Source organism: Streptomyces sp. MS191, assembly GCF_008042125.1.
Classification (GTDB): Bacteria; Actinomycetota; Actinomycetes; order Streptomycetales; family Streptomycetaceae; genus Streptomyces.
Genome location: NZ_RDBI01000065.1, coordinates 1 through 10,903 on the forward strand (window position 1 = coordinate 1; position 10,903 = coordinate 10,903).

Annotated in this window: 10 protein-coding genes; 5 read left to right on the top strand and 5 right to left on the bottom strand. The window is 73.5% G+C overall.

Annotation, left to right across the window (positions count from 1 at the left end; translation table 11 throughout):
• Positions 1-38: 38 nt before the first annotated feature.
• Complete coding sequence (locus EAO71_RS26820) at positions 39-905, top strand: endonuclease I family protein (RefSeq protein WP_147980397.1); 867 nt, start codon at positions 39-41, stop codon at positions 903-905.
• Positions 906-1,253: 348 nt separating this feature from the next.
• Positions 1,254-1,970 (top strand): flavodoxin family protein, encoded by a 717-nt coding sequence (locus EAO71_RS26825; protein WP_147980398.1) that lies wholly within the window; start codon positions 1,254-1,256, stop codon positions 1,968-1,970.
• Between the two features lie 94 nt (positions 1,971-2,064).
• Here EAO71_RS26825 and EAO71_RS26830 read toward each other — a convergent pair whose 3' ends face one another.
• Positions 2,065-3,354, bottom strand: a complete 1,290-nt coding sequence (locus EAO71_RS26830; protein ID WP_147980399.1) for an MFS transporter — start codon at positions 3,352-3,354, stop codon at positions 2,065-2,067.
• Positions 3,355-3,493: 139 nt separating this feature from the next.
• Between EAO71_RS26830 and EAO71_RS26835 the strand changes: the two genes are divergently transcribed.
• The 3 genes from EAO71_RS26835 (at position 3,494) to EAO71_RS26845 (ending at position 6,774) form a co-directional block, all read left to right on the top strand.
• The gene (locus tag EAO71_RS26835) at positions 3,494-4,375 is read left to right on the top strand and encodes a winged helix-turn-helix transcriptional regulator (protein WP_147980400.1); all 882 of its coding nucleotides are present in this window, start codon (positions 3,494-3,496) and stop codon (positions 4,373-4,375) included.
• 303 nt (positions 4,376-4,678) lie between these two features.
• Positions 4,679-5,950, top strand: coding sequence for a VWA domain-containing protein (locus EAO71_RS26840; protein WP_147980401.1), 1,272 nt, complete (start codon positions 4,679-4,681; stop codon positions 5,948-5,950).
• Positions 5,950-6,774, top strand: a complete 825-nt coding sequence (locus EAO71_RS26845) for a hypothetical protein (RefSeq protein ID WP_147980402.1) — start codon at positions 5,950-5,952, stop codon at positions 6,772-6,774. The genes EAO71_RS26840 and EAO71_RS26845 overlap by 1 nt, the downstream gene beginning before the upstream one ends.
• 102 nt (positions 6,775-6,876) lie before the next feature.
• Here EAO71_RS26845 and EAO71_RS26850 read toward each other — a convergent pair whose 3' ends face one another.
• From EAO71_RS26850 to EAO71_RS26865, 4 genes are all read right to left on the bottom strand, one after another.
• Positions 6,877-7,554 carry a response regulator gene (locus EAO71_RS26850; RefSeq protein WP_147980403.1) on the bottom strand — a complete coding sequence of 226 codons (678 nt, stop codon included), beginning with the start codon at positions 7,552-7,554 and terminating at the stop codon, positions 6,877-6,879.
• Positions 7,551-8,882, bottom strand: a complete 1,332-nt coding sequence (locus EAO71_RS26855) for a sensor histidine kinase (RefSeq protein ID WP_147980404.1) — start codon at positions 8,880-8,882, stop codon at positions 7,551-7,553. The genes EAO71_RS26850 and EAO71_RS26855 overlap by 4 nt, the downstream gene beginning before the upstream one ends.
• The gene (locus EAO71_RS26860) at positions 8,875-10,041 is read right to left on the bottom strand and encodes an acyltransferase family protein (RefSeq protein WP_147980405.1); all 1,167 of its coding nucleotides are present in this window, start codon (positions 10,039-10,041) and stop codon (positions 8,875-8,877) included. The genes EAO71_RS26855 and EAO71_RS26860 overlap by 8 nt, the downstream gene beginning before the upstream one ends.
• Positions 10,034-10,903: alpha/beta hydrolase (locus tag EAO71_RS26865; protein WP_147980673.1), on the bottom strand; the 870-nt coding region annotated here is incomplete at its 5' end. The genes EAO71_RS26865 and EAO71_RS26860, both read right to left, overlap by 8 nt.

A 10,903-nucleotide genomic window follows, 5' to 3' on the forward strand; every position in this document is an offset into this window, starting at 1 on the left:
GTCCCGCGTGATGGCCACGGTCCGCTTCGTCTCCTGGGGTGCGATGCCGCTCGGCGCGCTCACCGCCGGCCTCCTCGCCACGCACGTCGGCGCCCGCACCGCGCTCTGGACCGTCTGCGCCGCCGCCCTCCTGCCCCCGCTCTACCTCTTCTCCACCAAGGTGGGCCACCACCGCGCCGTCCGCCGCCCCGGCGCAGGTCGCCGCCGCGACGACCGCCTACGACGCCACCTACTACGAGGACGCGATAGGCAAGACCGGCACGAGCCTGAAGTCCTCGCTGCACACCATCATCAGGACCCAGACGAAGATCTCGTACGACGCCGTCTGGAACGCCCTGAAGGTCACCGACCAGGACCCCGCCAACAGCAACAACGTGATCCTGCTGTACAGCGGCACCTCGCGGAGCAAGTCCCTGAACGGGGGCGACGTGGGCGACTGGAACCGTGAACACGTCTGGGCCCAGTCCCACGGGAACTTCGGCACCTCCGCCGGCCCCGGCACCGACCTCCACCACCTGCGCCCGGCGGACGTCCAGGTCAACAGCACGCGCGGGAACAAGGACTTCGACAACGGCGGCAGCCCGGTGAGCGGCGCGACGGGCAGCTACACGGACAGCAACTCCTTCGAGCCGCGCAACGCCGACAAGGGCGACGTGGCCCGGATGATCCTGTACATGGCCGTCCGCTACGAGGGCGACGACGCCTGGGCGAACCTGGAGCCCAACGACTCGACCACCAACGGCAGCGTCCCGTACCACGGTCGTCTCTCGGTCCTGAAGCAGTGGAACGAGCAGGACCCGCCGAGCGCCTTCGAGCAGCGGCGCAACGACATCATCTTCGGCACCTACCAGGGCAACCGGAACCCCTTCATCGACCACCCGGAGTGGGTCGAGGCGATCTGGTAGCGGGACCGCGCCCCGTGCGCCGGACCACCCGGCGCGTCCGGAGGTCCGGCGCCGGGGCCCGGCCGCGGGCGCACGACGGCCGGTGATCCACTCGCAGGTCACGGCCGCCGGCATGCTCGTGCCGCGCGGCCCGATCCGATTCGGCGACAGCTGTCATGGTTGTGAGGCCACACGGGTGAGCGGGCGGACGACTTCGTCGGCACTGGCGTGGCGTTCGATCATGCCGCCCGACCAGGCGAGAGAGTGGGCGGGATTTTCGGCCGGCCCGACCCGGACCCGTATCGACGTCGGCGACCGGGCCGTGTTTCGCCGCCCGACCCGCCCACTCGTCAGCAGGGGATCGCATCCATGACCGACACCGGCACGTCCTACCGTGGTCTCCGCGCCCTGGTGATCAACTGCACCCTCAAGCGGTCGCCGGAGCGGAGCCACACCCAGGGGCTGATCGACATCAGCACCGGGATCATGGAGCGCCAGGGCGTCGAGGTCGAGGTGCTGCGGGCGGTGGATCTCGACATCGCGACCGGTGTGTGGCCCGACATGACGGAGCACGGCTGGGAGACGGACGAGTGGCCCGTCATCTACTCGCAGGTGATGGCCGCGGACATCCTCACCCTGGCCGGACCCGTATGGCTGGGAGACAACTCCTCCGTCATGAAGAAGGTGATCGAGCGTCTGTACGCCTGCTCGTCGATCCTCAACGAGCGCGGCCAGTACGCCTACTACGGTCGTGTGGGCGGCTGCCTGATCACCGGCAACGAGGACGGCGCCAAGCACTGCGCGATGAACGTCCTCTACAGCCTCCAGCACCTCGGATACGTCCTTCCGCCGCAGGCGGACGCGGGCTGGGTCGGCGAGGCCGGCCCGGGCCCGTCGTACCTCGACCCCGGCTCCGGCGGGCCGGACAACGACTTCACGAACCGCAACACCACCTTCATGACCTGGAACCAGCTCCACCTGGCCCGCATGCTCAAGGACGCCGGCGGCATCCCCGCCCACGGAAACCAGCGCTCCGAGTGGGACGCCGGCTGCCGGTTCGACTTCGAGAACCCCGAGCACCGTTGAGCGCGGGCCGGATCGGTCGTCGGTCCGGCGGACGTTCCGGCACGGACTCCGGACGGTGCGGATCGTGCGCCGTCGCCGGAACACGTCCACGTGATCAGCGATCTGACGGTGCCGTGGCGCCGGGGCGCGGGACGAGGTCGCGGTGGCGGCCCACCTTGGTGGAGAAGAGGTAGAGCGGGGGCAGGAGGGCGGCGGCGCAGACGGTCCAGAGCGCGGTGCGGGCGCCGACGTGCGTGGCGAGGAGGCCGGCGGTGAGCGCGCCGAGCGGCATCGCACCCCAGGAGACGAAGCGGACCGTGGCCATCACGCGGGACAGCATCTCCGGGGGCGACTGCGTCTGCCGGTAGGTGCGGGTGGTGATCGAGCCGATGACGGTGCCGAAGGCGAAGCCGGCGTTGCCCAGGGCGAACCAGTACGCGTCTCCCGCCGACGTGGTCAGCGGGGCGAGCAGGAGCAGCGCGCCGCCGGCCAGATCGGCCACGATGATGCCCCACGCGGTGCCGAGGCGCGTGGTCACCCGGACCGCGACGGCGGCGCCGGCGAGCGCGCCGACCCCGTCCATGGCGAGGACGAGACCGAGCTGTACGGAGTCCAGGCCGGCCCCGCGGACCAGGTAGAGGGGGGTGAGGGCGACGAGGGCCGCGTTGAGGAAGTTGGCGGCGGTCGCCCAGATCATGCAGGGGCGCATGATCGGGTGCTTGGTGACGTACCGCCATCCCTCCCGCATCAGCCGCAGCGCGCTCTCGCCGGTGCGGGGCGCGGGGCGGCTCTCGGGGAGGGTGCGCAGGAGCACGGCGGAGGCCAGGTAGCTGGCGGCGTCCACGACGAGCGCGCCGACCGGGCCTGTCGCGCCGATCAGGACGCCGCCGAGGGAGGGGCCGCCGGTGTCGGTGACGGCGTGCGTGCCCGACATGACGCTGTTGCGGGCGGCCAACTGCCGGGCCGGGACGACGGCGGGCAGGAAGGTCGAGTTGCCGATGTCGAACAGCACGGTCGCCGAGCCGGTGACGAGCGCCGCGAACAGCAGGTGCGGATACGTGAGCGTGCCGATCCACCAGGCGAGCGGCAGCGATCCGAGCGCCGCTAACCGTACGAGGTCGAGCGTGACCTGGAGGCGGCGCAGCGGCACGCGCTGCGCGACGACGCCCGCCGGGAGGCTGAGGAGCAGCCACGAGACCTGCCCGGCGGCGGCGAGCAGGGCGACCTCGAAGGCTGTGGCGTCGAGGACGGTGAGGGCGATGAGCGGCAGGGCGAGGGCGGTGACGGCGGTGCCCGCGCCGCTGACGGTGGCGGCCGCCCAGAAGCGCCAGAAGACGCCCGGCGACGAGGTCTCCCGTTCGTCGTCGCGTCGGTCGTGTTCCTGGATCGCTCGTGTTCCGCTCATACGGCGCGCCCATCCCCCGGATCTTGTTAGTCTCTTTTCGGAACTCACTTGCTCCAGGTGAGTTTCTATCCGGAACCGACCTGATGGCGCAAGATGGTCCCGACGAGCGGCCGCCGTGCGCGCAGAAGTGGAGACGCAGATGAGGTCGGTTCCCGAGCGGGACGCGGCCTGCGCGATCGCGCAGGCCGCGTCGGTGGTCGGCGACTGGTGGAGCCTGCTCCTGATCCGGGAGACCGCCCGAGGGCGCCACAGGTTCGACGCGCTCCAGGAGGAGCTGGGCATCTCCCGGAAGGTGCTCACCGAGCGCCTGGCGCACCTGGTGGAGACGGGGGTGCTGGAGAAGGTCCCGTACCAGGAACGGCCGACGCGGCACGAGTACCGGCTGACCGAGAGCGGCCGGGGGCTGCTGCCCGTCCTGCTGTCGATGCAGGACTGGGCGGACCGCTGGCTCCTCGGCGACGGCTCGCTCAGCGGCACCGCCGACGAGACGAGCGCGGAGGCACGGCGCGTCGCGGACCTGACGGGCCGGCGGCTGCCGCGCCTGCGGCTGCCCGGTCACCGGGACGGCGCGCCGGTCGACCCGGTGGCCGGCGGCGTGGCCACCGTCCTGTTCTGCTATCCGGCGACCGGGAGCCCCGGCCCCCTGCCGGAGGGCTGGTCGCACATCCCCGGCACCGTCGGCTGCACGCTGGAGAACCGGCTCTTCCGGGACGCCTACGAGGACTTCCGCGCCGCGGGCGCGGAGGTGCACGGCGTCAGCACCCAACGCCCCGACGAACAGCGCGTGTTCGCGAGCCAGGAGGACATCCCCTTCACCCTCCTCTCCGACGTCGACCTCCGCCTCGCCGCCGCGCTGCGCCTGCCCACCTTCCGCGCCGGACAACTGCTGCGACTGAAGCGGACCGTGCTGGTCGTCGACCGCGACGGCACGGTGCGGCACGCGCGGTTCCCGGTGACGGACATCCCGGCAGCGGTGAGCGAGGCGCTGGCCGAGGTGCGGCGCCTGGCCGCGGAGGACTGACACCTACGGGATTCCCGAGGGAGGACCCTCGCGGACCTCCGTGGACCGTGGAAGGCGCGCGCAGACCACGCCGCGGGGATCCTGGGACAGTCGGGCACAGCCGCGTCCCGGCTGACCGCCGACGGCCGCGCCCAGGTGGGCCACGCCGCTGCGCACGGAGGCTTCCCGCGGCCGGGCGGGACCGGCGGGACACCCCGTGGCACCCGTGCGCCGGCGGCGGTCGGCGACCGTTCTGACGGTCCCGCAGAAGAGCCCGCACAAGGCCGTTTTGGATTGTCGGAAGATCCTCCATACGATCCGCCAATGATCACGAGAAAACGGCTGGCGACCGGGGCCTGCGCGCTGCTCGCCGCACTGGCCGTCGGGCTCGTCCCGACCGGCGCCGCCGCCGACGAACCGGCGGCCAAGGAATCCCCCAAGGTAGAGCTGGTGCTCGACGTCAGCGGCTCGATGCGGGCCCGCGACATCGACGGCCAGTCCCGTATGGCCGCCGCGAAGCAGGCGTTCAACGAGGTGCTCGACGCGGTGCCCGAAGAGGTGCAGCTCGGCATACGTACCCTCGGGGCCGACTACCCCGGGCAGGACCGCCAGAAGGGCTGCAAGGACACCCGTCAGCTCTATCCCGTCGGCCCGCTCGACCGGACCGAGGCGAAGACGGCCGTCGCCACCCTGGCGCCCACCGGCTGGACCCCGATCGGCCCGGCCCTGCTCGGCGCCGCGGAGGACCTCAAGGGCGGTGACGCCACCCGCCGGATCGTGCTCATCACCGACGGCGAGGACACCTGCGCCCCGCTCGACCCGTGCGAGGTGGCGCGGGAGATCGCGGCCAAGGGCATCCATCTGACCATCGACACCCTCGGCCTGGTGCCGGACGCCAAGACCCGTCAGCAGCTGACCTGCATCGCGGAGGCGACCGGCGGCACGTACACCTCGGTCAAGCACACCGAGGAGCTCTCCGGCCGCGTCCGCGAACTGGTGGACCGCGCGGCCGACCCGGTCGTCACGCCGATCGCCGCAGCGGGCGCCGGGCGGTGCGCCGACGCGCCCGTGCTGAAGCCGGGCCTGTACACCGACCGCGAGACCTTCGGTCAGCACCGCTGGTACCGGGTGGACGTCCTGCCCGGCCAGGAGCTGCGCGCCTCCGTGAGCGTGTCCGCCGACCGCGCCGTGAACGACGACTACGGCGTGCTGCTGCGCGCGGTGACCGTGCACGGCCGTGAGATCGTCCGCGGCTCCGAGGCCGGTGACGGAAGGACGGACCTGATCTCTACCGGCCTGCGCTACCCCAAGGCTCCCCGGGACGACGTCGACGGTGAGAAGCCCGCGGCCGAGACCGTGTGCCTCCAGGTCAGCAACTCCTTCTCGGCTCCGCCGTCGGTCAAGACGACGCCGGGCATGCCGATCGAGCTCGCCGTCGACCTGGTCGACGCGCCCGACGAGGCCTCCGACGTCGCCGCCTTCGGGCTCGGCCGCGGCTGGTGGCTGCTCGGTGTGCTGGTACTGGCCGGTTTCGTGGGCGGTCTGCTGTGGGGCTGGCTGTCCCGCTGGCGCGTCGCCGTCTGGAGGACCAACTGATGCGTACCGTACGCACGCTCACCACCACCCTGCTGACGGGCGCCGCGCTCCTGGGCGCCGCGGCCCCCGCGTCGGCCGACTCCCCGACGCCGAGCGGCAGCGCGAGCGCCGGGGCCGGCGCCGGGCCGACGCGCGCCGGCACCGGCTTCCGTGACGCCGCCTTCTTCCGGCAGGGCCAGGAGGCCACCGCGAGCGCCTCGACCGGCGCCTACCTCTACTGGGTGTTCCCCGCCGACACCGGGCAGCGTCCGACGGTACGGGCCACCGTGACCCTGCCCGACGCGGCCCTGCGGCACGGCTCCTCCACCTGGCGGGTCGACGTCTACGACGGACTGCGCCGCCGCCAGCCGTGCATGTACGGGATGCAGTCGCGCACGGCGGCCAAGGACGCCGCGACCGTCGAGCTGTCCTGCACGCTGCGGACGGTCCGGCCCTGGGCGGAGACCTGGGACGAGGACCCGCTTCCGGGCAGCTACTTCGTGCGGCTGACGGCCACCGGTCTCCCGGAGGAGGACCTCGGCCAGTCGTTCACCGCGCGGATCGGGGCGGTCTCCGCCGAGAAGGGCGGCGCGTACGCCGCCGACGGCGCGCTCGCGGCGCCGCTGGTGCCGGGCGCCACCACCGAGGACGAGTCCGAGGCGGACACCGCGAAGCCGTCGGCGGTGGAGGCACGTTCGCCCGAGGACGGCTGGTCCTCGGGCTGGTGGTCCGACCGCTGGATCTGGACGGCGGTGGGCGGTGTGCTCGGCGCGCTCGCCGGTATCGGCGGCTACACCCTGACGCGCGGCTCGGGCCGCCCGTCCCGGGTGCCCCCGGCGGTCTGACGGTCGGCGGATCCGGGGCGCGCGGCCGGCAAGCGCCGAGCGCCCCGGATCCGCCCCGGACGGCGGTCCCCCCGGGGCGCCGTCACGGCGCGAGGGGCGTGTTCAGTGGCCGGCCGGGCGGACCAGGCCGGTGTCGAAGGCGAAGACGGCCGCCTGGGTGCGGTCGCGCAGTCCCAGCTTGACCAGGATGCGGCTGACGTGGGTCTTGACGGTCTGTTCGGCCACGACGAGACACGTCGCTATCTCCGCGTTCGACAGACCTTGGGCGACGAGGGTCAGGACCTCGGTCTCCCGCTCCGTCAGCACCCCGACGCGGTCCTTGAGAGGGCTGCGCGGGGTGGCGCTGAGCCGGGAGAACTCCGTGATCAGACGTTTGGTGAGGTCCGGGGCGAGGAGGGCGTCGCCTCGCGCCACCACCCGTACCGCCTCCGCGAGTTCGTCGGCGGAGGCGTCCTTGAGCAGGAACCCCGAGGCACCGGCGCGCAGGGCCTCGTAGACGTACTCGTCGAGGTCGAAGGTGGTCAGCACGAGCACCTTGACGGTGGAGCCGGCGGCCGTGGTGAGGACTCGGGTGGCCTCGATGCCGCCGGTGCCGGGCATGCGGATGTCCATCAGGACGACGTCGGGCGCGAGTTCCGCGACCTTGGCCACCGCGTCGGCGCCGTCCACGGCCTGGCCGACCACCTCGATGCCGGGCTCGGCGTCGAGCAGCACCGTGAACCCCTGTCTGACCATCATCTGGTCGTCCGCGATGAGGACACGGATGGTGCCGTTGGTCATGTGCCGTCCTTGGGGGTGTCGAGGGGCAGGGTGGCGGTCACCTCGTAGCCGCCGTCCGGGGTCGGCCCGGCGACCAGCTCGCCGCCCAGCATGGCGGTGCGTTCCCGCATGCCGAGCAGGCCGTGGCCGAGGCCCGGGGAGAGCGGTGCGGACGCCGGGTCGACGGGGCGCGTGGCCGGGGTGTTGGCGATCCGGAGGGTGAGCCCGGTGGGCAGGTACCCGGTCTCCACCCGCACCGGGGCACCCGGTGCGTGCCGCATGGCGTTGCTCAGCGCCTCCTGGACGATGCGGTACGCGGAGAGTTCCACGCCCGGCGCGAGCCGGCGGCGTTCGCCGCTGGTGGCGGCGGCGACGGAGAGGCCGGCGGCGCGGACGTTGTCGAGGAGCTCGTCGAGCCGGTCCAGGGTGGGCTGGGGGGTGTGCCGTACGGAGTCGGCCGACGGGTCCTCCGCGCGCAGGACGCCGAGGACGCGGCGCAGTTCGGTCAGTGCCTCGACGGCGTTCTGGCGGATGCCCGCCAGGTTCTCCCGCAGTTCGTCGGAGGGGTTCTCGACGAGGTGGGGGGCCACCTGCGCCTGGATGGAGATCACGGACATGTGGTGGGCGACGACGTCGTGGAGCTCCCGGGCGATCCGGCCGCGCTCCTCCAGGACGGTGCGCAGGGCCCGTTCCTCGGCGGTGAGGACCTCCTGTTCGAGGAGCTTGTTCCGGGCGACCCGGCTCAGGCGCAGGGACGCGCCGACGACCGCCGCGACCGCGAAGGCGAGGGTGCCGCCGACCACGTCCTCGTTGTGCGCGATGCCCGAGGGCACGGCGGCGCTGCCCGTCCCGGAGAGCACGGTGAGGAGGAGCGTGACGGCCGTGATGTGCGGGGGGACGCGCAGCGCGAGGAGCAGCACCACGAAGGTGTGCACGACGATGCCCCAGACGCTCCAGGGCCAGAGCATGTCGACGCCGACGGTCGCGTCGGCGATCTCGGCGGTCAGGAACAGACTCAGCGTGGACAGCCACCAGGCCGGCACGGGGCGGCTCATGGCGAGCACGAGGGATGCGGCCTGGAGGACGACGAGCAGTTGGACGGGGGCGCTGAGGACGGTCGTCGCCTCGGCGTACTCGGCCATGTTGGCGATGCCCGCGACGACGGCGAGGAGCACGAGGTGTCCGTGCGGCAGCCAGCCGAACCAGGTCTGACGGGGCAGCGGGTCGCGGGCCGCCGTCCACAGATCGCGGCGCAGTCTGAGCGCCGCCCCGCGCAGGGCGGCGCCCAGCGCCTGCCCGTAACCGTCCCCCACCCGTTCCCCCTTTTCGGTCGCGTCCACCCTATGCACGTCGTACCTGCCTTCTCGCGGCGGGTCGCCGCACTCGGGAGGGGCGGTCGCCGCCCGTTTCGTGGGTTCGGAAGACGGCGACGCACGCGAGCAGGGCGAGCGCGAACACCGGTAGCCAGGCGAGCCGGGCGAGGATCCAGTGGTGTCCGTCGGGGAGGGTGTGCAGGCCGGTCAGCGGTCCGTGCCCGGTCACTCCGCCGACGAGCAGGCCCAGCATCGTGACGGCCATCATCGCGGTCTGGTGCCACAGGAAGACCGTCATGGCGCTGAGGTTGAGGAGGGCCACGGCCGCCCAGGCGGCGGGCCGCCGCAGGGTCGGGCGCAGCGGGCCGACGAGGAGGAGGGCGGCGCCGCACTGGGCGAGGCCGAAGGTGACGGCGGCGAGCGTGGGCGGGTTGAGGTTGGAGACGGCCGCGCCGGGCACGCCGACCATGGACGCCGGGTAGCCGGCGAGGAGGACGAGCAGGACGGTGGCCACGGTGCCCGTGCCCAGCAGGGCCCATCCGACGGCCCGTTCCCGGATGCCGTGCCGGGCCCACAGGGCCCCGAGGCAGTACGGGACGAGCCAGCCGGCCGCCACGTTCGTCCAGCCGAGCCATTCGGGGCCGTCGAGGCCGAAGCGGATCACGTCGACGTGCAGGACGACGGCGAGCGGCCACAGCGGGTGCACCTTGGCGACCAGTGGGGTGGCCGCTGTGAGGGCGGCGAAGACCAGCAGGAACCAGAGCGGGGAGAGGACGAGCCTGCCCAGCGTGTGCACGGTCTGCCAGGGCACCCCGCTCAGGGTCATCGCGAGCACCGCCGCGGCCCACACGACGAGGACGACGGCCAGGGGCCGGAACAGCCGGCCGAGGCGCGCGGTCAGCCAGTCGCGGTAGGACGTGCCCCGGGCGAGGGCGGTGGTGCGGCTCGCGGCGGCGACCCGTCCGCCGACCAGGAAGAAGACGGCCAGGGTCTGGAACACCCAGGAGACCGGCGTGAACTCGGGGAGCCGGCTGAGGGGGCTGACGGCCCGTAGGGTGCCGCTGTCGTTGGTCAGGGCCGTGACGAGCCAGTGTCCGAGGACCACGCCGAGGATGGCGAGGGCGCGCAGGGCGTCGAGGGCCCGGTCGCGGCCGGGCGGGGTGGCGGCGTCGATCCGGCGGGCGAGGTCACGCATCGGCCGGCTCCGCTCCCGCGACGATCCGGGCCATGTTCCGCAGGGATACGGAGCCGGGGCGGAGGTAGTCGCTGTGGCCGCCGGGTCCGGCGTCGAAGACCCGGGCGCCGAACCGCGGGGCGACGGGGTCGGTGCCGAAGCCGATCTCCCCGAGGCCCAGGGAGACCCGGACGTGGGGGACGTGGGCGATCCAGTCGTCCGTGCCGCGGCCGGCCCAGACGGTGGCCCGGGTGCCGAGGTCGGCGGCGCGGTCGGCGCCGGTGCCGGGGCTGCCGTAGAGCACGAGGCCGGCGATCGGGAGGCCGTCCGCGGCCTTGGCGCAGACGACGGAACCGTAGGAGTGGCACAGCAGGGTGAGGCGTGCCCGCGGTGCGGCGGCGGCCAGTTCGCGGACGAAGGCGGCGAGGAGCGGGGCGGCTTCCTCGGCGCGCCCGGGGGTGGCCGCGGCCGCGCTGAGGGTGGCGGGGGTCCGGTAGCCGAGCCAGGCCAGGACCGCGGTCCCGCGGCCCCGTTCGCGTTGCAGCGCGACGGCGCCGGACCGGAAGCGGTGGCTGTCGAGCTGGGTGTCGGAGCCGGGCACGAGGACCGCTATGCGGGTGGCGCCGGCGAGGTCGCCGAACACCTCGACGCTGCGGCCGCCGTCGCGGCCGTCGAAGGCGAGGAGCCGGTGGTCCTCCGCGGCCATGGCCCGCAGGGTGGCGGCGCGGCCGCGGTCGCCGTGTGCCTCGGCCATGTCCGCGGCGGACCGGACGGCGGAGCGGTTGGCGTCGTACCGCGCGGCGAGCACGCCGGGGTCGGCGAGCGCGAGGGGGCCGAGCACACCGCCCACCGCCGTCCAGATCCAGCGGTCGGACCACCAGCC

What these genes read in the sequence shown, in the direction of transcription:
- EAO71_RS26825 (WP_147980398.1), top strand. Translation starts at nt 1,254, where the DNA reads ATGACCGACACCGGCACGTCCTACCGTGGTCTCCGCGCCCTGGTGATC.
- EAO71_RS26845 (WP_147980402.1), top strand. Translation starts at nt 5,950, where the DNA reads ATGCGTACCGTACGCACGCTCACCACCACCCTGCTGACGGGCGCCGCG.
- EAO71_RS26840 (WP_147980401.1), top strand. Translation starts at nt 4,679, where the DNA reads ATGATCACGAGAAAACGGCTGGCGACCGGGGCCTGCGCGCTGCTCGCC.
- EAO71_RS26860 (WP_147980405.1), bottom strand. Translation starts at nt 10,041, where the DNA reads ATGCGTGACCTCGCCCGCCGGATCGACGCCGCCACCCCGCCCGGCCGC.
- EAO71_RS26850 (WP_147980403.1), bottom strand. Translation starts at nt 7,554, where the DNA reads ATGACCAACGGCACCATCCGTGTCCTCATCGCGGACGACCAGATGATG.
- EAO71_RS26830 (WP_147980399.1), bottom strand. Translation starts at nt 3,354, where the DNA reads ATGAGCGGAACACGAGCGATCCAGGAACACGACCGACGCGACGACGAA.
- EAO71_RS26835 (WP_147980400.1), top strand. Translation starts at nt 3,494, where the DNA reads ATGAGGTCGGTTCCCGAGCGGGACGCGGCCTGCGCGATCGCGCAGGCC.